General features: G+C 72.8%; 23 protein-coding genes and 1 riboswitch. Of the genes, 6 read left to right on the top strand and 17 right to left on the bottom strand.

Features of this window, described 5'->3' with window-relative positions; genetic code table 11:
* Positions 1-8: 8 nt before the first annotated feature.
* On the bottom strand, positions 9-248 hold the full coding sequence (locus E5082_RS01545; protein ID WP_086695049.1) for an SCO4848 family membrane protein: 240 nt from the start codon (positions 246-248) through the stop codon (positions 9-11).
* Positions 249-339: 91 nt separating this feature from the next.
* Between E5082_RS01545 and E5082_RS01540 the strand changes: the two genes are divergently transcribed.
* Positions 340-1,626 carry a D-alanyl-D-alanine carboxypeptidase family protein gene (locus E5082_RS01540; RefSeq protein ID WP_244321564.1) on the top strand — a complete coding sequence of 429 codons (1,287 nt, stop codon included), beginning with the start codon at positions 340-342 and terminating at the stop codon, positions 1,624-1,626.
* On the opposite strand, the gene E5082_RS01535 is transcribed toward E5082_RS01540, so the two are convergent.
* Positions 1,574-2,482, bottom strand: a complete 909-nt coding sequence (locus tag E5082_RS01535; RefSeq protein ID WP_135789483.1) for a YihY/virulence factor BrkB family protein — start codon at positions 2,480-2,482, stop codon at positions 1,574-1,576. The two genes, E5082_RS01540 and E5082_RS01535, sit on opposite strands and share 53 nt — an antisense overlap.
* Positions 2,483-2,644: 162 nt before the next feature.
* Here E5082_RS01535 and dprE2 point away from each other — a divergent pair, with 162 nt between their 5' ends.
* On the top strand, positions 2,645-3,400 hold the full coding sequence (gene dprE2, locus E5082_RS01530) for a decaprenylphospho-beta-D-erythro-pentofuranosid-2-ulose 2-reductase (protein ID WP_135789482.1): 756 nt from the start codon (positions 2,645-2,647) through the stop codon (positions 3,398-3,400).
* Positions 3,401-3,411: 11 nt separating this feature from the next.
* Here dprE2 and E5082_RS01525 read toward each other — a convergent pair whose 3' ends face one another.
* The 5 genes from E5082_RS01525 to E5082_RS01505 form a co-directional block, all read right to left on the bottom strand.
* Positions 3,412-3,990, bottom strand: a complete 579-nt coding sequence (locus E5082_RS01525) for a 2'-5' RNA ligase family protein (protein WP_135789481.1) — start codon at positions 3,988-3,990, stop codon at positions 3,412-3,414.
* 183 nt (positions 3,991-4,173) lie between these two features.
* Entirely contained in the window at positions 4,174-5,202 is a 1,029-nt protein-coding gene (trpS, locus tag E5082_RS01520) for a tryptophan--tRNA ligase (RefSeq protein WP_373310065.1), read from the bottom strand.
* Positions 5,203-5,332: 130 nt separating this feature from the next.
* On the bottom strand, positions 5,333-6,790 hold the full coding sequence (locus E5082_RS01515; RefSeq protein ID WP_135789479.1) for a glycine hydroxymethyltransferase: 1,458 nt from the start codon (positions 6,788-6,790) through the stop codon (positions 5,333-5,335).
* 38 nt (positions 6,791-6,828) lie between these two features.
* Positions 6,829-6,914: riboswitch (ZMP/ZTP riboswitch) on the bottom strand.
* A 286-nt stretch (positions 6,915-7,200) separates the two neighbouring features.
* Positions 7,201-8,385 carry a glutathionylspermidine synthase family protein gene (locus E5082_RS01510; protein WP_135789478.1) on the bottom strand — a complete coding sequence of 395 codons (1,185 nt, stop codon included), beginning with the start codon at positions 8,383-8,385 and terminating at the stop codon, positions 7,201-7,203.
* A gap of 17 nt (positions 8,386-8,402) precedes the next feature.
* Positions 8,403-8,756 (bottom strand): hypothetical protein, encoded by a 354-nt coding sequence (locus tag E5082_RS01505; RefSeq protein ID WP_135789477.1) that lies wholly within the window; start codon positions 8,754-8,756, stop codon positions 8,403-8,405.
* A 117-nt stretch (positions 8,757-8,873) separates the two neighbouring features.
* Here E5082_RS01505 and E5082_RS01500 point away from each other — a divergent pair, with 117 nt between their 5' ends.
* A complete protein-coding gene (locus tag E5082_RS01500; RefSeq protein WP_135790094.1) occupies positions 8,874-9,749 on the top strand; it encodes a DMT family protein in 876 nt (291 codons plus the stop codon).
* Between the two features lie 46 nt (positions 9,750-9,795).
* Here E5082_RS01500 and pdxR read toward each other — a convergent pair whose 3' ends face one another.
* The gene (pdxR, locus tag E5082_RS01495) at positions 9,796-11,190 is read right to left on the bottom strand and encodes a MocR-like pyridoxine biosynthesis transcription factor PdxR (protein WP_135789476.1); all 1,395 of its coding nucleotides are present in this window, start codon (positions 11,188-11,190) and stop codon (positions 9,796-9,798) included.
* 46 nt (positions 11,191-11,236) lie between these two features.
* Between pdxR and E5082_RS01490 the strand changes: the two genes are divergently transcribed.
* A complete protein-coding gene (locus E5082_RS01490; protein WP_135789475.1) occupies positions 11,237-11,737 on the top strand; it encodes a carboxymuconolactone decarboxylase family protein in 501 nt (166 codons plus the stop codon).
* A 68-nt stretch (positions 11,738-11,805) separates the two neighbouring features.
* Here the strand turns inward: E5082_RS01490 and E5082_RS01485 are convergent, their stop codons facing one another.
* The 6 genes from E5082_RS01485 to E5082_RS01460 form a co-directional block, all read right to left on the bottom strand.
* Positions 11,806-12,768, bottom strand: coding sequence for an ABC transporter substrate-binding protein (locus E5082_RS01485; RefSeq protein ID WP_135789474.1), 963 nt, complete (start codon positions 12,766-12,768; stop codon positions 11,806-11,808).
* Between the two features lies 1 nt (position 12,769).
* Positions 12,770-14,713 (bottom strand): ABC transporter permease, encoded by a 1,944-nt coding sequence (locus E5082_RS01480; protein WP_190045403.1) that lies wholly within the window; start codon positions 14,711-14,713, stop codon positions 12,770-12,772.
* Complete coding sequence (locus E5082_RS01475; RefSeq protein WP_135789473.1) at positions 14,713-15,855, bottom strand: quaternary amine ABC transporter ATP-binding protein; 1,143 nt, start codon at positions 15,853-15,855, stop codon at positions 14,713-14,715. Before E5082_RS01475 ends, E5082_RS01480 begins: the two co-directional genes overlap by 1 nt.
* Positions 15,852-17,384, bottom strand: coding sequence for a GMC family oxidoreductase (locus E5082_RS01470; RefSeq protein WP_135789472.1), 1,533 nt, complete (start codon positions 17,382-17,384; stop codon positions 15,852-15,854). The genes E5082_RS01475 and E5082_RS01470 overlap by 4 nt, the downstream gene beginning before the upstream one ends.
* Positions 17,385-17,438: 54 nt before the next feature.
* Positions 17,439-18,959 carry an aldehyde dehydrogenase family protein gene (locus E5082_RS01465; protein WP_135789471.1) on the bottom strand — a complete coding sequence of 507 codons (1,521 nt, stop codon included), beginning with the start codon at positions 18,957-18,959 and terminating at the stop codon, positions 17,439-17,441.
* A gap of 222 nt (positions 18,960-19,181) precedes the next feature.
* Positions 19,182-19,637, bottom strand: a complete 456-nt coding sequence (locus E5082_RS01460; RefSeq protein WP_229918987.1) for a hypothetical protein — start codon at positions 19,635-19,637, stop codon at positions 19,182-19,184.
* A 67-nt stretch (positions 19,638-19,704) separates the two neighbouring features.
* On the opposite strand from E5082_RS01460, the gene E5082_RS32760 reads away from it, so the two are divergent.
* Positions 19,705-20,328 carry a hypothetical protein gene (locus E5082_RS32760; protein ID WP_229918988.1) on the top strand — a complete coding sequence of 208 codons (624 nt, stop codon included), beginning with the start codon at positions 19,705-19,707 and terminating at the stop codon, positions 20,326-20,328.
* A gap of 462 nt (positions 20,329-20,790) precedes the next feature.
* On the opposite strand, the gene E5082_RS01450 is transcribed toward E5082_RS32760, so the two are convergent.
* The gene (locus tag E5082_RS01450) at positions 20,791-21,138 is read right to left on the bottom strand and encodes a hypothetical protein (RefSeq protein ID WP_135789468.1); all 348 of its coding nucleotides are present in this window, start codon (positions 21,136-21,138) and stop codon (positions 20,791-20,793) included.
* Complete coding sequence (locus E5082_RS01445; protein WP_135789467.1) at positions 21,135-22,850, bottom strand: hypothetical protein; 1,716 nt, start codon at positions 22,848-22,850, stop codon at positions 21,135-21,137. Before E5082_RS01445 ends, E5082_RS01450 begins: the two co-directional genes overlap by 4 nt.
* Before the next feature lie 325 nt (positions 22,851-23,175).
* Between E5082_RS01445 and E5082_RS01440 the strand changes: the two genes are divergently transcribed.
* Positions 23,176-23,862 (top strand): siderophore-interacting protein, encoded by a 687-nt coding sequence (locus E5082_RS01440; protein WP_135789466.1) that lies wholly within the window; start codon positions 23,176-23,178, stop codon positions 23,860-23,862.
* A gap of 66 nt (positions 23,863-23,928) precedes the next feature.
* On the opposite strand, the gene E5082_RS01435 is transcribed toward E5082_RS01440, so the two are convergent.
* Positions 23,929-24,918: a malate dehydrogenase gene (locus tag E5082_RS01435; RefSeq protein WP_135789465.1), complete on the bottom strand. Its 990-nt coding sequence runs from the start codon at positions 24,916-24,918 to the stop codon at positions 23,929-23,931.
* Positions 24,919-24,969 lie beyond the last annotated feature (51 nt).

Raw genomic sequence — 24,969 nt, 5'->3', positions numbered from 1 at the left:
CGTGTCCCCTATGACGTCCGACGCAGTGCGCGCAGTCCGCGCAACCCGATGACCCCGACGACCGTCCCCAGTACGAAGGACACGACCGCCAGCGTCAGGTGCACCCAGAAGTAGGCCGTGGGGTGCCCGTCGTCGAAGGCGAGACCGCTGCCGTCCGCAACGAGATTCTTGACGAAAGTGACCCAGATGACCCAGCTCCACACCCCGAAGGCGAGCAGGAACCAGGAGACCGGGCGGCTGAGCTTCATGAGTCCAGTATCGCCGCCCGCGATCCGGCTCCGTGGCCGGGGTGGAGCGCGAGGGGGGACTTCACAGCCCGTGGCAGGTACGTTCTCGATCGTGTCCGCACCGAAGAAGATCGCGCAGCGATCCCTGTTGATCACATCCGCCGCACTGCTGACCGTCTCCGGCCTCGCCCCGTCAGCCTTCGCCGCACCCAAGCCGTCCGGCAGTCCCACGGCCGCTCCCCCGGCCCGCATGTCCCAGGTCGGCGGCGCCCGCCTCGGCGTGCCCGGTACGCAGGTGAACCTCGCCACGGGCGTCCCCGTGCTGCCCAAGGGACTGACCGCCCGCTCCTGGATCGTCACCGACGCCGAGAGCGGCGACGTGCTCGCCTCGCACAACGCGCACTGGCGGCTCCCCCCGGCGAGCACCCTGAAGATGCTGTTCGCGGACACCGTGCTGCCCCGCTTCCCCAGGGACCAGCGCCACCAGGTGGTGCCCGCCGACCTCGCCGGGATCGGCGCCGGGTCCAGCATGGTCGGGATAAAGGAGAACGAGACCTACACCGTCCACGACCTGTGGCTCGGTGTCTTCCTGCGCTCCGGCAACGACGCCGTCCACGTGCTCTCCGCGATGAACGGCGGCGTCGCGCAGACCGTCAAGGACATGCAGGCCCACGCCGACGCCCTCCAGGCCGGCGACACCCACGTGGTCAGCCCCGACGGCTACGACGCCCCCCGGCAGTACTCCTCGGCGTACGACCTCACCCTGTTCGCCCGCTCCGGGCTGCAGAAGAAGGACTTCCGGGAGTACTGCTCCACCGTGCGCGCCAAGTTCCCCGGCGCGACCACGCGGAAGGGCAAGGGCAGGCCCACCCGCGAGACCTTCGAGATCCAGAACACCAACCGGCTGCTGAGCGGGGACGCGGACACGTCCGTCTATCCGGGCATCGCCGGGGTCAAGAACGGCAACACCACCAACGCGGGCGCCACCTTCACCGGGGTCGCCGAGCGCGGCGGCAAGGTGCTGCTGGTCACCGTGATGAACCCGGAGAAGCACGAGCACGACGAGGTCTACAAGGAGACCGCCCAGCTCTTCGACTGGGGCTTCAAGGCGGCCGGCAAGGTCAAGCCGGTCGGTGTGCTCGTCCCGCCGCTGAACGCCACCCCGAGCGCGCAGCCGAGCGGCGCGCCCGGCGCGGACGTCACCGGCGCCCAGCAGGGCACCGCGGGCGCCGGGTCGGAGCCGGTGAAGGGCACCACCGCGCGGAGCGGTGGCTCGCGGGGCGCCGGTACCGCGCTGGCCATCGCGGCCGGGCTGCTGGTGCTGCTCGGCGGCGGGGCCTTCCTGGTCAACCGCCGCTGGCCGCTGCCTGATCTGATGCGCCGGCGGCCGCGTCCGTGACCTTCCCCTCGTCGCTGCGCGTCGCCGTCCAGGCGGCGCAGTAAAGAACCAGCTTCGAGGTGAAGTTGATCCACAGCAGCAGGGCGACGGGGACACCGAAGGCGCCGTACACGCTCTTCGCGGCGACGCCCTGGATGTAGCCGCTCAGCAGCAGCTTGAGGAGTTCGAAGCCGACCGCGCCGAGCAGGGCCGCCACCAGCAGGCGGCGGCGCGGCGGTTCGACCCCGGGCAGCAGGCTCAGCACGTACAGCAGCACCAGGAAGTCGGCGAGGACGGCGACGGCGAACGCGGCGATCCGCAGCAGCACGGTCCCCCAGCTGTGCTCCTCCAGACCGATCGCCGACGCCAGCCGGCCGATCGCGGCCGAGGCGAGGGTGGATGCGGCCAGGGTCACCAGCAGGGCGCCGCCGAGCCCGATCAGGACCCCGGCGTCCTTGAGCTTCAGCACGATCGGGTTGCCGTCCCGCTCGGGCAGCTCCCACACCGCGCGCAGACAGTCCCGGACCTGGCCGACCCAGCCGATACCGGTGAACAGCAGCGCCGCACCGGCGATCAGCCCGACCGTGCCCGCGTTCTGCACCAGCCCGTTGAGGTCGAGCTGGTCGGCGAGGCCGGGGAACTGGGCGGCGATGTTCTTCTCGACCGTCTTCTGCCGGGCCGGGTCGAGCGTGGCCGCAGCGACCGCGGCGGCGACGGTCAGCAGCGGGAACAGGGCGATGAAGCTGACGAACGTCATGGCCGCGGCGAGCCACGTCCAGTTCACCCGGTCCAGGCGGGCGTACGAGCGCCAGGCGTGCGTGGTCATCAGCCAGGTCACGATCGGCCCGATGCCGGGCAGCTTCTTCAGCCAGTCCATGATCCGCCTCTGCCCTTTTCACGTGAACTCCATGTGCCCGCACCCCGGATGGGGCCCGCCCCCTCGGCCCATCCCTCGGCGCGTCGCACTAATCACCCATTGCGGGGAGCCCGGTGCCGCCGTGCGGCCACCCTGCCATATGCGGGCGATACGGTCACCCGCATGTCTGCTGTCTGCGGTCCTCCCCAGTCCCTGCTCGTCCTCGGCGGCACGTCGGAGATCGCGCTGGCCACGGCGCGCCGCCTCGTCGCCCGCCGCACCCGCACCGTGTGGCTCGCGGGCCGCCCCGGCCCGGCCCTCGACCGCGCGGCCGGCCGCCTGGCCGCGCTCGGCGCGGACGTCCGTACGGTCGCCTTCGACGCGCTGGACCCGGAGTCCCACGAGGCGGTGCTCGGCAAGGTGTTCGCCGAGGGCGCCGTCGACATGGTGCTGCTCGCCTTCGGGGTCCTCGGGGACCAGGCACAGGACGAGCGGGAGCCGCTGCGCGCGGTCCGGGTCGCCGCCACCAACTACACCGGCGCGGTCTCCGCCGGTCTGGTCGCCGCCCGCGCCCTCCAGGACCAGGGCCACGGCTCGCTGGTGGTCCTCTCCTCGGTGGCCGCCGAACGCGCCCGCCGCTCGGACTTCATCTACGGCTCCAGCAAGGCCGGCCTGGACACCTTCGCGCAGGGCCTCGGCGACGCGCTGTACGGGACGGGCGTGCACGTGATGGTCGTACGCCCCGGCTTCGTGCGTACCGGCGGGACCGCCCATCTGGCGCCCGGACCGCTCTCCACCACCCCGGAGCAGGTGGCCGCCGCCGTCGAACTCGGCCTGCGCAGGGGCTCGGAGACGGTGTGGGTGCCCGGCGCGCTGCGCCCGGTGATGTCACTCCTGCGGCACGCGCCGCGCGCCCTGTTCCGCCGGCTGCCGGTCTGAACGACAGGCGCTCAGCGGCTCGCGATGGGGTCGCGCTCGGCGGGGCCGCCCTGGCTGGGCACGACGTTGGCGCCGAAGGGGTAGTCGCGCAGCTTGCGCCACACCCCGTCCGCCCCCTGCTCGTACAGCGCGAACCCGGCGCACGGCCAGGCCGCCTCGAACCCGGCCAGCTCCTCGAAGGCGCGGTCCATCGCCGCCTCCTCGATGCCGTGCGCCACGGTGACGTGCGGGTGGTACGGGAACTGCAGCTCGCGCGGCACCGGCCCGGCCGGGTCCCGCACCTGCTGCTGGAGTTCCGTGCATTCCTCGGCGCCCTGCTCGATCCGGACGTAGACCACGGGCGACATCGGGCGGAAGGTGCCGGTGCCGGACAGCCGCATCGGGAAGGGGCGTCCGGCCGCCGCGACCTCGGCGAGGTGGGCGTCGACGGCGGCGAGGTCCGCCTCCTCGACCTCGGTCGGCGGCAGCAGGGTGATGTGCGTGGGGATGCTGAGCGCGGCGGCATCGCCGAAGCCCGCGCGCCGCTGCTGGAGCAGGCTGCCGTGAGGCTCCGGGACCGCGATCGACACGCCGATCGTTACGATCCCCACGTCGTCTCCTGTCGTCGCGTTCTGATCTGTGGGCCGTCCTCGCGTACGGCCGTCGGCTATCGACTGTACGGCCACGGGTGTCCGCAGGGCAGGCGCAACGGAAGTGATGTACGGCGCTCTGCCCCACCGGACATGCGTGCGGGTCGCGCGTCCGGGGCGGCTGTGCGCCCCCCGGACGCGCGGTCAGTGCTTCGCCGGCAGGAACCCGACCCGGTCGTACGCCAGAGCCAGGGTCTCGGCGGCCACCGCGCGGGCCTTCTCGGCACCCTTGGCGAGGATCGAGTCCAGCGTCTCGGTGTCCTCGAGGTACTGCTGGGTGCGCTCCCGGAAGGGGGTGACGAAGGCGACCATGATCTCGGCGAGGTCGGTCTTGAGGGCGCCGTACATCTTGCCCTCGTACTCCCGCTCCAGGTCCGCGACGGGCGTGCCGGTGAGGGTGGAGTGGATGGTGAGGAGGTTGCTCACGCCGGGCTTGTTCTCCCGGTCGAAGCGGATCACCGTGTCGGTGTCGGTGACCGCGCTCTTCACCTTCTTCGCCGTCGTCTTCGGGTCGTCCAGCAGGCTGACGACACCCTTGGGCGAGGCCGCCGACTTGCTCATCTTGACCGTCGGGTCCTGGAGGTCGTAGATCTTCGCCGTCTCCTTGAGGATGTACGGCCTGGGGCTGACGAAGGTCTCGCCGAAGCGGCCGTTGAAGCGGTCGGCCAGGTCGCGGGTCAGCTCGACGTGCTGGCGCTGGTCCTCACCGACCGGCACCTCGTCCGCGTGGTACAGCAGGATGTCCGCGACCTGGAGGATCGGGTACGTGAAGAGGCCGACGCTGGCCCGGTCGGCGCCCTGCTTGGCGGCCTTGTCCTTGAACTGGGTCATGCGGGACGCCTCGCCGAAGCCGGTGAGGCAGTTCATGACCCAGGCGAGTTGGGCGTGCTCGGGGACGTGGCTCTGCACGAAGAGGGTGCAGCGGTCGGGGTCCAGACCGGCCGCGAGGAGCTGGGCGGCGGCGAGGCGGGTGTTGGCGCGGAGGTCCTTCGGGTCCTGCGGGAGCGTGATCGCGTGCAGGTCGACGACCATGTAGAACGCGTCGTGCGTCTCCTGGAGGGCCACCCACTGCCGGACGGCACCGAGGTAGTTGCCGAGGTGGAACGAGCCTGCGGTGGGCTGGATTCCGGAGAGTACGCGAGGCTTCTTTTCAGCGGTGGCCATGAGGCCCATTCTCTCAGAGGTGGAGGTGGGTCCCGTGCCCAGGTGGGGGTGGGTGCGGGGCGCGGGGGGCCGTGGCGCCGTCGTGGCTTGCCGCGCAGTTCCCCGCGCCCCTGAGGCAGGTGCGCCTCGCCCCTGTTGATCAGGTCAGGTCGATTTCCGGGTACAGCGGGAAGGCCGCCACCAGGTCCGTCGCTCGCTGCGCGATTTCGTCCGCCGTCTTCCGGTCCAGGACGTGCTGGGCCTTCGAGGGGGCGCCGGACTTCGTGGTGCCGGGTTCCGTGCTCGTCAGGACCCGGTCGATCAGGCCGGCCACCTCGTCCATCTCGGCCGTGCCCAGTCCGCGGGTGGTCAGGGCGGGGGTGCCGATGCGGATGCCGGAGGTGTACCAGGCGCCGTTGGGGTCGGCGGGGATGGCGTTGCGGTTGGTGACGATGCCGGAGTCGAGGAGGGCGGCCTCGGCCTGGCGGCCGGTGAGGCCGTAGGAGGCGGCGACGTCGATCAGGTTGAGGTGGTTGTCGGTGCCGCCGGTGACGAGGGTGGCGCCGCGCTTCATCAGGCCCTCGGCGAGCGCGCGGGAGTTGTCGACGACCCGCTGGGCGTAGTCCTGGAAGGAGGGCCGGCGGGCCTCGGCCAGGGCGACCGCCTTGGCGGCCATGACGTGCGGGAGCGGGCCGCCGAGCACCATCGGGCAGCCCCGGTCGACCTGGTCCTTCAGGGAGTCGTCGCACAGGACCATGCCGCCGCGCGGGCCGCGCAGCGACTTGTGGGTGGTCGTGGTGACGATCTGGGCGTGCGGCACCGGGTCGAAGTCGCCGGTGAGCACCTTGCCCGCGACCAGACCGGCGAAGTGCGCCATGTCGACCATGAGGGTCGCGCCGACCTCGTCCGCGATCTCCCGCATGATCCGGAAGTTCACCAGGCGCGGGTAGGCGGAGTACCCGGCGACCAGGATCAGCGGGCGGAACTCACGGGCCTGGGCGCGCAGGGCCTCGTAGTCGATCAGGCCGGTGGCCGGGTCGGTGCCGTAGGAGCGCTGGTCGAACATCTTGCCGCTGATGTTGGGCCGGAAGCCGTGGGTGAGGTGGCCGCCCGCGTCCAGGGACATACCGAGCATGCGCTGGTTGCCGAACGCCTGGCGCAGCTCGGCCCAGTCGGCTTCGGACAGCTCGTTGATCTGGCGGGCGCCGGTCTTCTCGAGGAAGGGCACCTCGACGCGGTCGGCGAGGACGGCCCAGAAGGCGACCAGGTTGGCGTCGATGCCGGAGTGCGGCTGGACGTAGGCGTGCCGGGCGCCGAAGAGCTCGCGGGCGTGCTCGGCGGCGAGGGACTCGACGGTGTCGACGTTGCGGCAGCCGGCGTAGAAGCGGCGGCCGACGGTGCCCTCGGCGTACTTGTCGCTGAACCAGTTGCCCATCGCCAGCAGGGTGGCCGGGGAGGCGTAGTTCTCGGAGGCGATCAGCTTGAGCATCTCGCGCTGGTCGTGGACCTCCTGGCCGATCGCGTCGGCGACGCGGGGCTCGACCGCGCGGATGACGTCGAGCGCGGCGCGGTAGGCGGTGGTCTCGGCGGAGCCGGACGGGGTGGGGTTCTCGGGCATGGGGGCCTCCGGACAGGGCGTCGGTGTGTCGTCGTGTTCGGTTCGGCCCAGGCGCACGGCACTGACTCCCGGGCCGCTCCCCGATGGTCCATCCCATCCCAGCGCGCCAGTCACGGCCCACGACCAGCGTACCGGCCGTGGGTGAGAGAGTGCGCGCGGTTCAGGGCCTGTCCGGCGGATCATGGCGCGGACGCGGGGTCTGGCACGCCCTCCCCCAAGCTCTGCGAGCAGGGGGGACCCCCAGCGGCGTTGTCGTCACTCGCCGACTCCCCCACGCTCGGCTGCGCTCGCGCGGGGGGACCCCCACCGCGTCCACTCCCTCCTCCGCCTTGCACCTGGACGCACCAGACCCCGCTCACCGGGATCGTTGGGCACCGTCTCTTCCCGCACCCTGATCCGCCGGACAGGCCCTACAGGATCACGTGCGGCAGGAAGCGGGCGTAGGAGTCGGTGATCAGGCCCGAGGACTCCCGGATGCCGAGACCGGCCGCCTCGTCGCCGACGACCCAGGCGCCGAGGACGACGTGGTTGCCGTCGAAGAGGGGGAGCGGGGCGAGGGCCTGGTAGCAGCAGGGCTCCTCGGGTGCTGGAGGGGCCGGGCTGCCGGGCGGGTGCAGGGTGACGCCGTCGCCCTCGCGGCCGAGCAGCGGCTTGGCGGCGTAGCCGGTGATGGCGGCCAGCTCGCGGGGGCCGTCCAGGTAGGCCGGGAGGAGGCTGGGGTGGCCGGGGTACAGCTCCCACAGGATCGCCAGCAGGGCCTTGTTGCTGAGCAGCATCTTCCAGGCGGGCTCGATCCACAGGGTGCTACCGGTGCCGCCGCCGTTGTCCAGGGTGTCCAGGACGTGCCCGGCGAACTCGTCGGTGGTGAGCCACTCCCACGGGTACAGCTTGAAGATCGCCCGGATGAACTTCAGCCGGTTGTCCACGAAGCGGCCGGAGAGGGTGTCCCAGCCGATCTCCTCCATGGAGAGCCAGTCGGTGTCGAGCCCGGCCTGCTCGGCGGTCTCCTTGAGGTAGGCGACCGTCATCAGGTCCTCGCCGAGTTCGTCGGCCGAGGAGTGCGCGAAGTGCAGCGGGCCCGGCGGGAGGAGCTTCGCCTGCTTGCGCCAGGTGTCGACCAGGCGCTCGTGCAGCGAGTTCCACTGGTCGGCGCCGGGGAAGCGCTCCTCCATCCAGAACCACTGCGCGGACGCGGCCTCCACCAGCGAGGTCGGGGTGTCCGCGTTGTACTCCAGCATCTTCGCCGGGCCGGTGCCGTCGTAGTGCAGGTCGAACCTGCCGTACACGGACGGGAGTTCGGCACGCCGGTGCCAGGACTCGGTGACGGCGGCGGCCACGCGCGGGTCGGTGATGCCGAGGTCGGCGAGCCGGCCGTGCTCCACCAGGTGCCCGGCGGCGGCCAGGCACATGGTGTGCAGTTCCTCGACGGTCTCCTCCAGCGCCTCCACCTCGGGCAGCGAGAAGACGTAGTGGGCGCTCTCGTCCCAGTAGGGACGCAGGGAGCCGTCGGGGTGGCGGGTGAGCGGGTAGACGATCCCCTGCTCCTCGACGGTGCGCTGCCAGTCGGGACGGGGCGTGATCGTACGGCGTTCCATCGGTGCGACCCGGCCGGTCAGCCGCCGGAGCTGCCGTGGCCGCCGCCGAAGCCGCCCCGGTGCACGCTGTGGCTGTCGTCGTCGCCCGAACGGCCGGAGCCGCTGCCGGACTTGCGGGGCGGGGTGAAGGAGCCGCTGCGGACCCAGGAGCCCTTCTTCTTGCCGCCGTAGTAGTAGGCGGCGCCACTGGAGCCCGACTTGCAGTTCTTGTCGGAGACCACGTGGTAGCCCTTGCCCACGGTGTAGCTGTCGCGGTCCACGCAGCGCTTGTCCGGGTCGGACGAGGAGCATGCGGTGAGGGCGGCGGCGAGCAGCCCCATGCCGCCCAGAACGACTGTGGTGGAGCGCAGTTGTGCGCGGGTGTCGGCCATGTTCTCTTCTCCCCCGTCGGTGGCGCGTTCGGCAGTCAGCCTAGAGACAGGTGTGAGTTTCCGGCAGGGCACCCCCACGTACGCCTGTTCTCCTACAGTCGCTTTGTGCTTTTTGGAATGGTGTGCGCGCTCGGCGCGGCGGTCTGCTTCGGTACGGCCACGGTCCTTCAGGCGGTGGCCGCGCGGGCGGCCGGAGAACAGGGCGGCGGGGAGGCGGCGCTGCTGCTGCGGGCGGTGCGGCAGTGGCGGTACGCGGCGGGGCTGGCGCTGGACGGGCTCGGCTTCGTGTTCCAGATCCTCGCGCTGCGCTCGGTGCCGATCTACGCGGTGGGCGCCGCCCTGGCCGCGAGCCTCGCGGTGACGGCGGTGGTCGCGGCGCGGTGGCTGCGGGTGCGGCTGAGCGGGGCGGAGTGGGCGGCGGTCGGTGTGGTGTGCGCGGGGCTCGCGCTGCTCGGGCTGGCCTCGGGCGCGGAGGGCGACCGCGGCGGACCGGCCTGGCTGCCGTACGCGCTGCTGGCGACGGCGGCGGGGGTACCGCTGCTCGGCGCGGTGGGCGGCCGGCTCTCGGGACGGCCGCGCGCGCTGCTCCTCGGGCTCGGCGCGGGGTGCGGCTTCGGGGTGGTGGAGGTGGCGGTCCGCCTGGTCGGCTCCCTCCACCCGTACGCCCTGCTGACCGACCCGTCCCTCTACGCCCTCCTCCTCGGCGGCGGCGCCGCCTTCCTGCTCCTGACCTCGGCGCTGCAGCGCGGCTCGGTCACCACGGCCACGGCCGGGATGGTCCTCGGCGAGACCCTGGGCCCGGCGGCGGTGGGCGTGCTCTGGCTGGGCGACCGCACACGGGCGGGGCTCGGCCCGCTCGCGGTGCTGGGGTTCGTCGTGGCGGTGGCGGGGGCGCTGGCGCTGGCGCGGTTCGGGGAGGCGCCGGGGGCGGAGCCCGAGGGTGACGGCCCGGCCGCTGCCCGGGAAGGCGCGGGCACCGCGTCCGTGGGCTGACCCACGCGGGGGGGCGCCCGCCTCGCGCACCGCATCCGCGAGGGGGTCACGGCAGTACCCGGCACAGGGCCTCCAGGACGGTCGGCCACGTGCTGTCGGGCGGGGTGCCGTAGCCGACGACGAGCGCCTCCAGCGGTTCGGCGACGGCCAGTCGGTGGCGGTAGAAGGCGAGGCCGTGCAGCGCGAGTCCCTGCCAGTGGGCGGCCTGCACGACCGCCTGCTCGGTGCCGGGCGGCAGCCGCAGCACCGCGTGCAGGCCGGCCGCGATCCCGGTGACCGTCACCTCCGGCGCCCGGTCGGCCACGGCGGCGGCCAGTTGGTCCCGGCGGCGCCGGTAGCGCTGCCGGGCGGCCCGCACATGGCGGTCGTACGCGCCCGAGGCGATGAACTCGGCCAGCGTGAGCTGGTCCAGCACCCCGACGGTGTCGCTGTGCCCCTTGGCCTCCGTCAGCTCCGCCAGCAGCGCCGGGGGTACCACCATCCAGCCCAGGCGGAGTCCGGGGGCGAGGGACTTGCTGGCGGTGCCGAGGTGGACCACGTGGTCGGGGTCGAGGCCCTGGAGGGCGCCGACGGGCTGACGGTCGTAGCGGAACTCGCCGTCGTAGTCGTCCTCCAGGATCAGTCCGCCGGTCCGCCGCGCCCAGTCGACGACGGCCGCCCGCCGGTCGGGGTGCAGCGGGGTGCCCATGGGGAACTGGTGGGCGGGGGTGAGGAGTACGGCACCCTCTGCGTCCAATCCCCTTGTGTCGGTGCCGAGTTCCCCGTACGGCAGCGCGGTGGTCGTCAGGCCCGCTCCGGCGAGCAGGTCGTGGTGCACGTAGAGGCCGTACGACTCGACGGCGACCGTGCGGGCGCCCCGGCCGCGCAGCACGGTGCCGAGGAGGCGCAGGGCGTGCGCGAAACCCGCCGTGATCAGCACCGAGTCGGGGTCGGTGCGGACGCCCCGGACGCGGGCTAGGTATCCGGCGACGGCGGTGCGCAGTTCGGGGCGGCCGCGCGGATCGCCGTAGCCCAGCGCGTCGTTGGGGGCGCGGGTCAGGGCGCGGCGGGCGGCCCTCAGCCACTCGGTGCGGGGGAAGGCGGCGAGGTCGGGGGTGCCGGGGACCAGGCTGTGCGCGGGGCGGCCGGGCGTGCGGCGCCGGAGGGGCGTGCCCGCCGTTCCGGCCGACGGTACGGCCCGCTCGGCGACGCGGGTGCCGGAGCCCTGGCGGGCGGTGAGCCAGCCCTCGGCGACCAGGTCGGCGTACGCCTCGGCGACGGTGTTGCGGGCGATCCCGAGGTCCGCCGCCAGGGTGCGGGAGGACGGCAGCCGGGTGCCGGGGGCGAGCCGGCCGGTGCGTACGGCGTCGCGCAGCGCGTCGGTGAGACCCCGGCGCAGACCGCTGCTCCCGGCCGGTTCGAGGTGGAGGTCGATCCCCAGATTGGCCCATGATTCCGCCATGGGAATGGACCATACTCCTGGGCTGCTTCGCTCCTAGGCTGCAGGCATGGAGACCACGGAGAACACCACCGAGTACGCCCCCGAGCACCCTGCCCGCCTGACCTGGACCGAGCACGTCCCCGAGGTCTACAAGGCCATGGTCCGCCTGGACGCGGCCGCCCGGAAGGGCGTCGACCCGACGCTGCTGGAGCTGGTGAAGATCCGCGCCTCGCAGCTCAACCACTGCGCGTACTGCCTGGACATGCACACCAAGGACGCGCTCGCGGCCGGGGAGAGCGTGGAACGGATCGTGCAGCTCAGCGCGTGGGACGAGTCCCGGCACTTCTACACGGGGAAGGAGCTGGCGGCGCTGGAGCTGACCGAGGCGGTCACCGTCCTCACCGAGGGCTTCGTGCCGGACGACGTGTACGAGCGCGCCGCCAAGCAGTTCGAGGAGGCGGAGCTGGCGCAGCTGATCGCCGCGATCACGGTGATCAACGCCTGGAACCGGTTCGCGGTGTCCACCCGGATGGTGCCGGGGCACTACACGCCGGGGCAGTACAAGTAACCGGCCCGGACGGCGGACGGCGGCGCGGCCCCCCGGGCACGCGCCGCCGTCCGCCGTCCGGTGTCAGCTCACGGAAGCCAGCGCTTCCACTGGTCCGGGTGGGCGTCGACCCACTTCTTCGCGGCCTCCTCCGGGCTGAGCTTCTGCTCCGCGATCATGAGGGAGACCTCGTTCTGATCCTCGGTGGTCCACTGGAACTTCTTCAGGAACGCGGCGCCCTTGCCGCCGGAGCGGGCGAAGTCGGCGTTGAGGAACTTGCGCAGCGGGGTCTTCGGGTAGGCGCAGGTGATCTTCGCGGCGTCGGTGTCGCAGCCCTCCTTGTACGGCGGGAGCTTCACCTCGGTCATCGGCACCTTCTTGAACAGCCACTGGGGGGTGTACCAGTAGGTCAGGAAGGGCTTCTTCTCCTTGGCGAACTGCTTGATCTGGGTGATCTGCGCGGCCTCGGACCCGGCGAAGACGACCTGGTAGTTCAGCTTCAGGTTCTTCACCAGGGCCTTGTCGTGGGTGACGTAGGCCGGGGAGCCGTCCATGATCTGGCCCTTGCCGCCGGACTCGGCGGTGCGGAACTGCGAGGCGTACTTGTTGAGGTTCTTCCAGTTCGTGATGTCGGGGTGCTGCTTGGCGAAGTACGTCGGCACGAACCAGCCGATGTGCCCGGTGACCCCGAGCCCGCCCGCGTAGGAGACGGTCTTCTTGTCGTGGACGTACCGCTTCTCCTGGTCGGGGTGGCTCCAGTCCTCCAGCAGGGCGTCGACGCGGCCCTGGCTGAGCGCGTCCCAGGCGGGGATCTCGTCGACCTGGACGGTGTCGACGCGGTAGCCCATCTTGTGTTCCAGCAGGTACTTGGCGACCGCCACGTTGGACTGCGCGCCCACCCAGGACTGCACGGACAGGGTCATGCTCCTGGCGCCGCCCGCGTTGGCGAACGGGCTGGCCTGCTTGGTCATGTCGGCCGCGCCGCAGCCGGTGAGCAGTGCGAGCGCGGACGCGGCGGCGACGCTCACCGAGAGGGTCGTACGGAATCGCATGTCACGCTCCCTTCTTCGCGCGGCCGGTGGGCTGGGTGACCCGGTCGAGCATCAGGCCGAGGCAGACGATCGCGGCACCGGCGACCAGGCCGGTGGCGAGGTCGCCCTGGGCGAGGCCGAAGGCGACGTCGTAGCCGAGGGCGCCCGCGCCGACCAGACCGCCGATGATGACGACGGCGAGGACCAGGACCACGCCCTGGTTCACCGCGAGCAGCAGCGAGCGGCGGGCGAGCGGAAGCTGGACCTGCCAGAGCTGCTGGCGGCCGGTGGCGCCGAGCGAGCGGGCGGACTCCAGGGCGGCCGGGTCGACCTGGCGCAGGCCCTGCGCGGTGATCCGGACGACGGCCGGGAGGGCGTAGACCACGGCGGCGACGACGGCGGGGGCGCGGCCGACGCCGAACAGGGCGACGACCGGGATCAGGTACACGAACTGCGGCATGGTCTGGAACACGTCCAGCACCGGGCGCAGCATCCGGTCCACCCGGTCGCTGCGGGCGGCCGCGATACCGGTGGCGATGCCGAGGACCAGGGTCACGGCGACGGCGGCCAGCACCTGGGAGAGGGTGTCGAGGGAGGAGTCCCAGACGCCGAGCACACCGATCGCGGCCATGGCGAGGGTGGCGGTCAGCGCGGTGCGCCAGGTGCCGATCAGCCACGCCAGCGCGGCGACGATCAGCAGCACCGACCACCAGGGCAGCGCGCGCAGGCCGTCGCGGAGCGGGTCCAGCATCCAGGTGGTGAAGTGCGCGGCCCAGTCGGCGGTGCCGCCGATGACGGGGACGCCGGAGTAGAGGTGCGCGGTCATCCAGTTGACGGCGTGGTTGACCGGCTCCGCGATGTTCAGGGTGGCGCCGGCGGGCCACTCGGCGCGGCCGAGCAGCCGGGCGGCGACCGCCGCGACGGCGGTGCCGGCGAGCGCGAGGAGCCACACCGTGCGACGGGACTCACCCGTGTTGTCGGCGGCGCGGCCGGCGGCGCCGGTCACCCGGTCCAGCACGATGGCGAGCAGCACGATCGGGATGCCGGCCGCGAGGGCGGCACCGACGTCGACGGAGGCCAGCGCCTGGTAGACGCGGTCACCGAGGCCGCCGGCGCCGATCACGGAGGCGATGACGGCCATGGACAGCGCCATCATGATCGTCTGGTTGAGACCGAGCAGGAGTTCCTTGCGGGCCAGCGGGATGCGGGCGGTCAGCAGCCGCTGGCGCGGGGTGGCGCCCAGCGAGCGGACGGCCTCCAGCACCTCGGGGTCGGCGCCGCGCAGGCCGAGCGCGGTGAGCCGCGCCATCGGCGGGGCGGCGTAGACCACGGTGGCGAGGACGGCGGCGGGGACGCCGATGCCGAAGACCAGCACCACGGGCAGCAGGTAGGCGAAGGCCGGGAGCACCTGCATGGTGTCGAGCACCGGGCGCAGGGCGCGGTCCAGCCGGTCGGAGAGCCCGGCGGCGAGGCCGAGCAGGACGCCGACGGCGACGGACGCGAGCACGGCGGCCACCATGAGCGCGAGCGTCTGCATGGTGGGCAGCCACATGCCGAGCGCGCCGCAGGCGAGGAACGCCACGGCCGTCCCGGCCGCGAGCCGTACTCCGGCCACCCGCCAGGCGACCAGGGCGCCGAGCGCGGTGACGCCGACCCAGCCCATGGCGAGCAGGGCGAGGTAGACACCGCGTACGCAGAGCACGACGGCGTTGCTGATGTGGCCGAAGAAGTACAGGAACAGGGGGTGGCTGTCCCGGTTGTTCATCACCCAGTCGCTGGCGTCGCCGAGCGGGCCGGTGAGGCTCACGGTCAGGGCGTGCGGCCAGTGTCCGCTGCCCCACCGGCTGTCGAGCAGGGGGACGAGGATCACGGCGGCGACGGCGAGCGTGAGCAGCTTGGCCGCCGGACGGGACTTCAGCAGGCCGGGCAGGGCGCGCCGGGCCGCGGGGGCGGTGATCGTGGCCATCAGACCGCCTTGGGCCGGGGAGCGGCGGACACGAGGGTGGGCTCGGCCTCCCGCTCGGCGGGGGCGGCCGTGCCGGTGCCCGCGACCACGTTGAGCAGGGCGTCGGAGTCGACGACGCCCATGCAGGTGCCGTGGTCCATCACGCGGGCCGGTTCACCGGCACGGGCGACGGCCTCGATGGCCTCGGCGACGGGGGCCTCGGGGCGCACGGCGGGGCCGCTGCCGGCCTCCTCCAGGGAGGCGGGGCGCATGGCGGTGCGGCAGGTGACGACCTGCTCGCGCGGCACGTCACGGACGAACTCGCGGACGTAGTCGTCGGCCGGGGAGTTGACGATCTCCTCCGGGGTGCCGAGCTGGACCACGCGGCCGTCGCGCATCAGGGCGATGCGGTCGCCGAGCTTGAGGGCCTCGGTGAGGTCGTGGGTGATGAAGACCATGGTGCGGCCCTCTTCGCTGTGCAGGCGGGCGACCTCGTCCTGCATGTCGCGCCGGATCAGCGGGTCGAGCGCGCTGAACGGCTCGTCGAACAGCAGCACCTCGGGGTCGACGGCGAGGGCGCGGGCGAGCCCGACACGCTGGCGCTGACCGCCGGAGAGCTGACCGGGGCGGCGCTTCTCCATGCCGGCCAGACCGACCTTGGCGACGACCTCGGCGGCCTTCTCGCGCCGCTCGGCACGGCCCATGCCCTGGATCTCCAGGCCGTAGGCGACGTTGTCGAGGACCGTGCGGTGGGGCAGCAGACCGAAGTGCTGGAAGACCATCGCGGCCCGGTGACGGCGCAGTTCGCGCAGCCGGCCGCGGTCCATGGCGCGTACGTCCTCGCCGTCGATGGCGATGGTGCCCGCGGTGGGCTCGATCAGCCGGGTCAGACAGCGCACCAGGGTGGACTTGCCGGAGCCGGACAGGCCCATGACGACGAAGACCTCGCCCTTGCGGACCTCGAAGGACACGTCCCGCACGGCGGCCGTGCAGCCGGTCTCGGCGCGCAGCTCGGCGGGGCTCAGCGCGGCCAGCGCCGGGTCGGCGGGGACGCGCCCGGGCTTGGGGCCGAACACCTTCCACAGGCCGTCGACGGCGAAGACCGGCGCGTCGGACCCTTCGGCGGAGGTGGGCGGCTTACGGGTGGGAACGGTGAGCGTCATCGCGCGTCACCACCGATCAGTTCGACGGCCTTCTCCCCGACCATGAGCACTCCGATCATCGGGTTCACCGCGGTCATCGTCGGAAAGACGGACGCGTCGGCTATGCGGATGCCGTGCAGACCCCGGACACGCAACTCGGGGTCGACCACGGCGAGTTCGTCATCGGCGGCGCCCATCTTGCAGGTACCGGCCGGGTGGTACACGGTGTGCGCGACCTTGCGCGCGTACTCGCTCAGCTCCTCGTCGCCCTGGACCTCGGGTCCGGGGCAGACCTCGCGCTTGAGCCAGTGGGCCAGCGGCTCCGACTTGGCCACCTCGCGGGCGATACGGATGCCGTCGACCAGGGTCTTGGCGTCGTAGTCGTCCTCGTCGGTGAAGTACCGGAAGTCCAGCGCGGGCTTGACCTCGGGGTCGGCGCTGGTGAGGTAGAGGCGGCCGCGGCTCCGGGGCTTGGGGATGTTCGGGGTCATGGAGACGCCGAACTCGGGCCGCTCGTAGCCGAGGCGCTCCGGATTGTCCGTGAACGGGATCTGGTAGAAGTGGAACATCAGGTCCGGGCCCGCGTGTTCGGGGTCGCGGCGGACGAACAGGCCCGCGTCGGAGTCCATCGCGGAGTTCTCCGGGATGGGCCCGTGGGTCTCCCAGACGATGACCGACTCCGGGTGGTCGAGCAGGTTCTCGCCGACGCCCGGCAGGTCCAGCACGACCGGGATGCCGAGGGCCTCCAGGTCGGCGCGCGGGCCGATGCCCGAGTGCAGCAGCAGGCGCGGGGTGTCGACGGCGCCGGCGCAGAGGATCACCTCGCTGCGCGCCTTGACCAGCAGTTCGCGGCCGTCCTTGGTGCGGACGTGCACGCCCTCGGCGCGGGTGCCGTCCAGCTCCAGCTTGTACGCCCAGGTCTCCAGGAAGAGGTGGAGATTGGGGCGCTCGTCCATCACCGGGTGGAGATAGGCGACGGAGGCCGAGGAGCGCTTGTTGTTCTCGGGGTGGTAGGCGAGGTCGAAGAAGCCGACGCCGTCGTTGAACGGCTTCTTGTTGAAGCCCTCGACGCGCGGCACGCCGAGCGTGGACTGCGCGGCGTCCACGAAGTCCCGCGCGATGGCGTTGCGGTCGTTCTCGTCCACCGGGACGATGTTGTTCTTCAGCCGGGCGAAGTACGCCTCCATCTGCACGGCGCCCCAGCCGGTGGCCCCGGCCTGCTCCCACTCGTCCCAGTCGGAGGGGAGCGGCTTGAAGGAGATCAGGGTGTTGTGCGAGGAACAGCCGCCGAGCACGCGGGCCCGGCTGTGCCGGATGTGGGAGTTGCCGCGCGGCTGCTCGGTGGTCGGGTAGTCGTAGTCGAGGTCGCCGCCGAGCAGGCCCATCCAGCGGCGCAGCGTGAGCACGTCGTCGCGGTCGACGTCGCTCGGGCCGCCCTCGATGACGGCGACGGTGACGTCCGGGTTCTCGGTCAGGCGGGAGGCGATGACGGAGCCCGCCGTGCCGCCGCCGACGACGACGTAGTCGTACTCGTGGGTGTGTTCGGGCATGGGGTGTCTGACTCCTGGGGGCGGGAGGTCGTAGAAGGTCTGCGGGGGCCGGGGTCAGCCGGCGAACCAGCGCACCGGGCTCGGGGCGAGGTTCTGGTACACGTGCTTGGTCTCGCGGTACTCGGCGAGGCCGGCGGGGCCCAGTTCGCGGCCGGTGCCGCTCTTGCCGAAGCCGCCCCACTCCGCCTGTGGCAGATAGGGGTGGAAGTCGTTGATCCACACGGTGCCGTGCCGCAGCCGGGCGGCGACGCGCCGGGCGCGGCCGGGGTCCGCGGTCCAGACGGCGCCCGCGAGGCCGTACTCGGTGTCGTTGGCGAGGGTGACCGCCTCGTCCTCGGTGCGGAAGGTCTCGACGGTGAGGACGGGTCCGAAGACCTCCTCCCGCACGACGCGCATCTCGCGGTGGCAGTGGTCGAGGACGGTCGGCTCGTAGAAGTAGCCGGACTCCGGGCGGTCGGCGGTGGGCTCGGGGCGCTTGCCACCGCAGACCAGGCGCGCGCCCTCGGCGAGCGCGGAGGCGACGAAGTCCTCGGTCTTGGCGCGCTGCTGCTCGGAGACGAGCGGGCCGCACTCGACGCCGGGTACGGTGCCGCGGCCGAGCCTGATCTTCCGGGCGCGGGACGCGAGTTCGGCGACGAAGCGGTCCCGGACGGACTCCTCGATGATGAGGCGTCCGCCGGCCGAGCAGACCTGGCCGCTGTGGATGAAGGCGGCGTTGAGGGCCTGGTCGACGGCGGTGTCGAAGCCTTCTTCGGTGGCGCAGGCGTCGGCGAAGACCACGTTGGGGTTCTTGCCGCCGAGTTCCAGGGCGACCTTCTTCACGCTCGGCGCGGCGGCCTGGGCCACCTTGACGCCGCTGACCAGGCCGCCGGTGAAGGAGACGAGGTCGACGTCGGGGTGATCGGCCAAGCGGGCGCCGACGGTGTGACCGGGGCCGGTGACCAGGCCCGCGACGCCCTCGGGGAGTCCGGCCTCCACCAGCAGCTCGATGAGCGCGATGGTGGTCATCGGGGTGATCTCGCTGGGCTTGATCACGAAGGTGTTGCCCGCGGCGAGCGCCGGGGCGATCTTCCAGCTCGCCTGGAGCAGCGGATAGTTCCACGGGGTGATCAGCGAGCAGACACCGACCGGCTCGTGCACGACGACGCTGTGGATGTCGGGCGAGCCCGCGTCGACCACCCGGCCGGGCGCCTCGGCGGCGACCAGATCCGCGAAGTAGCGGAAGGCGTCGGCGACGCAGTCGATGTCGACGCGGCCCTCCTCGACGGTCTTGCCCGCGTCCCTGCTCTCCAGCAGGCCCAGCTCCTCACGGTCGCGGACCAGGAGGTCGGCGACGCGGCGCAGCAGGGCGGCACGCTCGGCGACCGGCGTGTGCGGCCACGGGCCCTCGTCGAACGCGCGGCGGGCTGCGGCCACCGCCCGGTCGACGTCCTCGCTGCCGCCCTCCGCGACGACGGCGAAGGGCTTGCCGTCCGCGGGGTCGAGGATCTCGCGGGTCGCACCGGAGTCCGCTTCCAGCCACTCGCCTCCGGCGTGAATGGTGGCCTCGGCCGGTCGTTCCGTTCTGTCCGCCATGATCGGTTTTGCCTTCCGTTCCTGTTCAGACGCCCTGTGTGACAGAGCTGCCACCTCCGGGCGGATGACCGCATGCCCGATGCGGAAGAAGCGCATGCGCATTTGATGGCCGAAAGTGCGCTGGCTCACGGAAAATACGGGAGAAAGGCGGATGAATCGGACGCGAAAGGGTGGCGTGGATCACGACCGCGGTACGCAACCGTGCGAACCGGGTCTATTCGATCAGTCCAGCGCCGCGTTCCCGGCCGGGTCGCAGTTCATGCCGGGCGGGCAGAACCAGGCGAGCGCGGTGGTGAGGAGTTCCAGCTCGTCCTCCCTGCCGTCGGCGTCCGGGCCGTACGCGGCGAGCGCGTAGATCTTGCCGTCGGCGGCGACGAAACGCTCGTCGTAGACGTGCCAGGTCCCGACATCGGGCTCGTTCCGGATGGTGTCGGCGAGGTACTCCAGCCGGGACCCGGTGAAGTCCCCCTCGTCCAGGTTGGTCAGCCCCAGCTGCTCGAATCCGCGCGGCTTGGCCGTCTGGTCCGAGAGGTACAGGTCGAAGGAAGCTTCCGGGCTCGCCTCCGACACCTCGTACACCTGCAGCCTGTGCTCCCGGTCCGGGCTGCGGAAGTTCACCACGGCCATTCCGTACTCGGAGGGCACGGTGGCCCGCGTCCACCCCTCGGGCACGGCCACCCGGAATCCCTCACCGTCGTCGTGCAGCTCGTATCCGGCGGGGGGTGCGCTGGGCGAGGGGCTGGGGGTGGGTGAACCGGAGACGGGGCTCGGGCTACGGGTCACGGGCGCGGAGGAGCTGTGCCTCTGTCCCTTCTGGCTCCGGTCATCCCCGTCGTCCTTCCCGACGACCAGCGTCAGCACCAGGCTCACCGCGATCCCGGCTGCCGCCGCCCCGACGATGACGGACCAGAGGAGGCGACGGCTGGGGCCGCTGCGGGGCGGTGCCGGGTCGGCGGGGGGCCAGGTGCCGGCGGGGAAGGCGGAGGTCGGAGCGGTGGGGGGCCAGGCGGCGGCCGGGGACGAGGAATCGGCAGACGGCCAGGCGGCGGCCGGCTCGGCCGGGGGCCACGAGGCGGTCGGGGGCTCGGCATGCGCGGAAGCCTCGGCCGGCGGCCAGGACGAGGAAGGGGGCGTACGCACGCCTGCGGGCGGCCAGGTGGGAGCCCAGGGGTCGGCCGAGGGCCCGGTCCCGGTCGGCGGCCCGGCGGCGGAGGGGTCGGCAGACGCCGAGGGCTCGACCGGGGGCCGGGTACCAGCCGTCGCCCCCTGCGACGTGAAGGAGCCGGCGGAGGCGGACGCCGAGCGCTCCGCCGACGACCGGTCGCCGGCCGTCGTCCCCGTGGACGTGGAGCCCGCGGCGGATGCCTGAGGCTCCTCCGAGGACCGGCCCGGGGTCGAACCCGCAGAAGCGGAGAGAGCGGCGGATGCCGAGGGTCCCTCCGGGGGCCGGGCACCGGCCGTCGGCCCTCCGGGCGCGGAGGGGTCGGTGGATGTCGTCTGCTCGGCCGGGGGCCGGGTGGTGGGCGACGGATCGGCGGAAGACGGGGAATCGGCCGGCGGACCGGCCGGGGCGGGCGGCGTGCGGCGGTCTGCCGGTGGCCAGGTGGAGGCCGGGGTGTCGGGGGCCTCCGTGGGGGCGGCCGGCCACTCGGAGGCCGGTGGCCCGTCGGGGCCCGCCGGGGGCCATACCGGAGCCGGGGCGTGGTCCGGGCGGGACGGGGGTGGTGGGGTCGGGGCCGAGGCGGTGCCGGGCCCCGTCTCCCAGCGTTGGGTGTCTTCGTTCCAGTGCTGTTCTCCCCCGCTCATCGCGGCCCCCCTCGTGGTGTTGCGGTCAGAGTCCGAGCAGGCCGGCGACTGTGCCGGCCGAGGCAAGGACGGTCAGGAGGGACTGGGAGTCGGCGAGGAGTTCGCGCAGGCGTTCCCGGCGGGTGGGGCTCGCCTGGCCGGTGCGGCTGAGTTCGGCCTCGGTGTCGGCGAGCGCCTCGCCCAGTGCGGCGGTCTGCTCGGTGGCCCGTACCCGCGCGAGGTCGGCGCGCAACTCCCGTATCGCCGCCAGGAGTTCCTGGTCGGCGGGGGTGCCCGTACCGTGCTGGTGGCTCTCGGCGTGGGCGTGGCTGCCGATGGCGAAGGTGCTCCCCGAGACGTCCCCGATGCGCACGTTCGGCTCCTGACCGGTCATGTCCCGGCTCCCTTCTGCGGCGCGGGCGCGCCCGTGGCGTTGGCGTGGCTGCCGACGGCGAAGGTGCTGCCCTCGACGCGGCCGATGTGGACGTCCCCGTTGCGGATGTTGACGACCTTCCGGACGAACTCCCCGGTCTGGTAGCCGGATTCGGCGAGCGCGGACCGCACCCCGTCGGCCACCCGGTCCTGCACCCCGCGCAGGTACCGGACCACGTCCATCTCCTGGAACAGCGAGCCGACGGGGGTGGACCCCAGCTCGCGCACCGAGAGCGCGGGCCCGTCGGGCAGCGCGCCCGCGTACCCGCCGGTCAGCAGCCGCCAGCCGTGCACCAGCCCCCGGCCGAGCTGGGCGAGCGCCCGCCCGGCGGAACCCGGTACCAGGACGAGGGCGGTGACGGCCTTGCCGAGGGAGTTGTTGTTCCGGAACCGGTGGGCCGCCCGGTCGGCGTCCTTGAAGTCCTCGCGCACCGGCGTCAGCACATGCGGGGCGATCTCCAGCATCAGCATGCCGCCCTGGGTGTGGACGCGGACGTACACGGTGACGACCAGCTCCTCCTCCCAGCCGCCGACCCGCACCCGCAGGAAGTGCCGCCGCTTCTCGGCCCCCTCCTCCACCGCCCGCGCCCGGTGCTGCTCGAACGCCTCGGCGGTGTACGGCGCCTGCTCCCGCTTCTTCAGCCCCTCCACGGGGAGGAACACGCACTCGTCGATCTCCAGCCAGCGCAGCCGGTCGCGGACACCGGGCCCCGCGTACTCGGCCGGGACGCGGAGCTGCTCCAGTCGGGGGCGGATCTTCTCCAGGATCGCCCGGTTGCTGAGCGGCTGCCGTTCCTTGGCCAGCTCGTCCGGCTTGAGTTCCACGGCCAGCACCCACGTGTCGTACGCGTCTCCGGCCCCGCAGAAGGGCCGGGCCTCGTGGTACATGACCAGCGGGGCGTGCTGCTCCAGCCGGATGCGCTGCCTGAGCCGCTGGAAACGCGGGCCCGGCGCCTGCTCGGCGGGGTCGGCGGCGGCGTCCGGGAAGCGCTGCGGGGACAGCTCACCCGCCAGTGCGCGGCTGAACTGGGTCCGCTGCGCGTGCACGCACAGCGCGATGAGCGCGAGCACGACGAGCGTGAACCACGCCTGCCACAGCTCCACGACCGGGGTGAGCGAGTCGGAGAGGTCCTCGGAACCGCCGTACCCGTACCCGTACGGATCGTAGGACGGCTCGGGGGACGGACCCCCGCCGAACGCGGTGACGACGGTCAGCACGAACAGCGCGGCGAACCACGCCCGCCCCCACCACCGCGCCAGGAAGGCGAGGACCAGCCGGTACAGCGGCGGCGTCGCGGCCCGGCCGCGCAGCCAGGGGGCGAGCGCGAGCCAGATGCTGGGCCACAGGTACAGCGCGAGCAGCCCACCGCTGAGCGGTATGCCCACCAGCCACAGTCCGGTGATCGCCCCGGCCCAGACCAGCTCCTGCCGCCGGGCCCGCAGCGCGTGCGCCAGCACCCGAGCCGCGTCGAAGCCGAGCGAAGGGGCCACGATCCGCTGCTCGTTGAGGTGGAGTTCCTCGATGACGCGGTCGCGGTAGCCGGAGTCCAGATAGGTGCCCGCGCACAGCAGCCGGGTGGCCTCGCTGGTGTGGGGCGGGACGGGCGGCGGGTGGACCGGCGCCCGCTCGGCCGACGTCCGCTCCGCCTGCGGCGGCACGTGAGCACTGCTCATGCCATCCCCCGATGCATGGAAGTCCCTCGCCCACCAGAAGGTGGACGACGACGGCTGAGCATAGAGGGATGACGGGTGGTCAGGAAACCGGAATCCGGGACTGTTCCCTCCGCCCGCACCGGACCGCTCGACGGCATGGGTCCCGCGCCGCACACGGTCGCCGTGGGGGCGCCGGCGGTGACCGCTCCGATGGGCGCGGGGCGGGGCGCCCGGAAGCGTACCCTCCGGTCCGCGACCCCGTCCCGACCGCGTAGCATCGCCCTCCCCCCACCGAAGATCAACTCCGGTCCGGTAGACCCGAGTTGTCCATTTCTAGGAGCCGTGCATGCCCGCGCTGCTGAACCCTGTCCTCGATCTGCTGATGCTCCGGGGCACCGTGACCGCCGTGGAACGGTTCACCGCCCGGATGCGGCGCCTGCGGATCGAGGGCGACGCGCTCGCCGGGCTCGACGTGCTCCCCGGCCAGCAGGTCCGGGTGCTCGTGGGCTCCGCGCTCACCCGGCGCACCTACTCGGTGTGGCGCTACGAGCCGTCCGGCGCACTGGAGTTGTGTGTGCTGGACCACGAGGGCGCCGGCCCCGGTGCCCGCTGGGCACGCGAGGCGGCGGCGGGCGACGAGGTGCGCCTCGGCAAGCCGGAGGGCTCCTTCACCCTGCGCCCGGACGCCGCGCACCACGTCTTCGTCGGGGACGAGACGGCGTCCGTCGCCTTCGGCGCGATGCTCGCCGCGCTGCCCGACGGCGCGCGGGTCTCGGGCTGCGTGGAGACCGCCACGGCGGATGACCGGCTCCCGCTGGCCCACGCCGGCCGGCTCGACTGGGTGCTGCGCGGCACCGTCCCGCTCCCCGAGGCGGTGGGCCGCCTGGCACCGGCGCCGGGCGGAGTGGCGTACGTCGCCGGGGAGGCGCGGACCGTGCAGGCGGTAAGGCATGTGCTGCGGGACGCGGGCTGGGACCGGCGCTCGGTGCTGACCAAGCCGTTCTGGGCGCCGGGCAAGCGCGGCCTGGAGTAGGCGGGACACGGGAACGGGCCCCGTCCGGAAGACCGGAAGGGGCCCGTCGCTCGTGGCGTGCGGGGCTCAGATGAGGCCGAGACCGCGGACCGCGTCGCGCTCCTCCGCCAGCTCCCGCACGGAGGCGTCGATGCGGGCGCGGGAGAACTCGTTGATGTCCAGGCCCTGGACGATCTCGTACTTGCCGTCCTTGGTGGTGACGGGGAAGGACGAGATCAGGCCCTCCGGGACGCCGTAGGAGCCGTCCGACGGGATGCCCATGGAGGTCCAGTCGCCCTCGGCGGTGCCGTTGACCCAGGTGTACACGTGGTCGATGGCGGCGTTGGCGGCGGAGGCGGCCGACGAGGCACCGCGGGCCTCGATGATCGCGGCACCGCGCTTGGCGACGGTCGGGATGAAGTCGTCGGCCAGCCACCGCTCGTCGTTCACGACCTCGGCGGCGTTCTTGCCGGCGACCGTGGCGTGGAAGATGTCCGGGTACTGGGTCGCGGAGTGGTTGCCCCAGATCGTCAGGCGCTTGATCTCGGAGACCGGCGTGCCCGTCTTCTTCGCGAGCTGGGTCAGCGCGCGGTTGTGGTCGAGGCGGGTCATCGCGGTGAAGCGCTCGGCCGGTACGTCCGGGGCGGCGGCCTGCGCGATGAGCGCGTTGGTGTTGGCCGGGTTGCCGACGACGAGGACCTTGATGTCGTCCGCGGCGTTGTCGTTGATGGCCTTGCCCTGCGGCTTGAAGATGCCGCCGTTGGCCTCCAGGAGGTCACCGCGCTCCATGCCCTTGGTGCGCGGGCGGGCGCCGACCAGCAGGGCGACGTTGGCGCCGTCGAAGGCGACGTTCGGGTCGTCGGTGATGGTGATGCCGCTCAGCAGCGGGAACGCGCAGTCGTCCAGCTCCATGGCCGTGCCCTCGGCGGCCTTGAGCGCGGGGGTGATCTCCAGGAGGCGGAGGTTGACCGGCACGTCCGCGCCGAGGAGCTGCCCGGAGGCGATGCGGAAGAGGAGGGCGTAACCGATCTGGCCGGCCGCGCCGGTGACGGTGACGTTCACGGGAGTGCGGGTCATGGCGTTCTCCGTTTGGCTGGCGGTGGGGCGTCCCTGCCCCGTGCGGATGAT

Origin of the sequence: Streptomyces griseoluteus (assembly GCF_004784465.1) — a bacterium.
Classification (GTDB): Bacteria; Actinomycetota; Actinomycetes; order Streptomycetales; family Streptomycetaceae; genus Streptomyces; species Streptomyces griseoluteus.
Note: the sequence above shows the minus strand (reverse complement) of the source record. Positions and strands in the feature narration are given on the sequence as shown.

Excerpts from the sequence above, each read along its gene's own strand:
- E5082_RS01545 (WP_086695049.1), bottom strand. The coding sequence starts at position 248 with ATGAAGCTCAGCCGCCCGGTCTCCTGGTTCCTGCTCGCCTTCGGGGTG.
- E5082_RS01535 (WP_135789483.1), bottom strand. The coding sequence starts at position 2,482 with ATGGACTGGCTGAAGAAGCTGCCCGGCATCGGGCCGATCGTGACCTGG.
- dprE2 (WP_135789482.1), top strand. The coding sequence starts at position 2,645 with ATGTCTGCTGTCTGCGGTCCTCCCCAGTCCCTGCTCGTCCTCGGCGGC.
- trpS (WP_373310065.1), bottom strand. The coding sequence starts at position 5,202 with ATGGGCCTCATGGCCACCGCTGAAAAGAAGCCTCGCGTACTCTCCGGA.
- E5082_RS01515 (WP_135789479.1), bottom strand. The coding sequence starts at position 6,790 with ATGCCCGAGAACCCCACCCCGTCCGGCTCCGCCGAGACCACCGCCTAC.
- E5082_RS01510 (WP_135789478.1), bottom strand. The coding sequence starts at position 8,385 with ATGGAACGCCGTACGATCACGCCCCGTCCCGACTGGCAGCGCACCGTC.
- E5082_RS01505 (WP_135789477.1), bottom strand. The coding sequence starts at position 8,756 with ATGGCCGACACCCGCGCACAACTGCGCTCCACCACAGTCGTTCTGGGC.
- E5082_RS01500 (WP_135790094.1), top strand. The coding sequence starts at position 8,874 with ATGGTGTGCGCGCTCGGCGCGGCGGTCTGCTTCGGTACGGCCACGGTC.
- pdxR (WP_135789476.1), bottom strand. The coding sequence starts at position 11,190 with ATGGCGGAATCATGGGCCAATCTGGGGATCGACCTCCACCTCGAACCG.
- E5082_RS01490 (WP_135789475.1), top strand. The coding sequence starts at position 11,237 with ATGGAGACCACGGAGAACACCACCGAGTACGCCCCCGAGCACCCTGCC.
- E5082_RS01485 (WP_135789474.1), bottom strand. The coding sequence starts at position 12,768 with ATGCGATTCCGTACGACCCTCTCGGTGAGCGTCGCCGCCGCGTCCGCG.
- E5082_RS01480 (WP_190045403.1), bottom strand. The coding sequence starts at position 14,713 with ATGGCCACGATCACCGCCCCCGCGGCCCGGCGCGCCCTGCCCGGCCTG.
- E5082_RS01475 (WP_135789473.1), bottom strand. The coding sequence starts at position 15,855 with ATGACGCTCACCGTTCCCACCCGTAAGCCGCCCACCTCCGCCGAAGGG.
- E5082_RS01470 (WP_135789472.1), bottom strand. The coding sequence starts at position 17,384 with ATGCCCGAACACACCCACGAGTACGACTACGTCGTCGTCGGCGGCGGC.
- E5082_RS01465 (WP_135789471.1), bottom strand. The coding sequence starts at position 18,959 with ATGGCGGACAGAACGGAACGACCGGCCGAGGCCACCATTCACGCCGGA.
- E5082_RS01450 (WP_135789468.1), bottom strand. The coding sequence starts at position 21,138 with ATGACCGGTCAGGAGCCGAACGTGCGCATCGGGGACGTCTCGGGGAGC.
- E5082_RS01445 (WP_135789467.1), bottom strand. The coding sequence starts at position 22,850 with ATGAGCAGTGCTCACGTGCCGCCGCAGGCGGAGCGGACGTCGGCCGAG.
- E5082_RS01440 (WP_135789466.1), top strand. The coding sequence starts at position 23,176 with ATGCCCGCGCTGCTGAACCCTGTCCTCGATCTGCTGATGCTCCGGGGC.
- E5082_RS01435 (WP_135789465.1), bottom strand. The coding sequence starts at position 24,918 with ATGACCCGCACTCCCGTGAACGTCACCGTCACCGGCGCGGCCGGCCAG.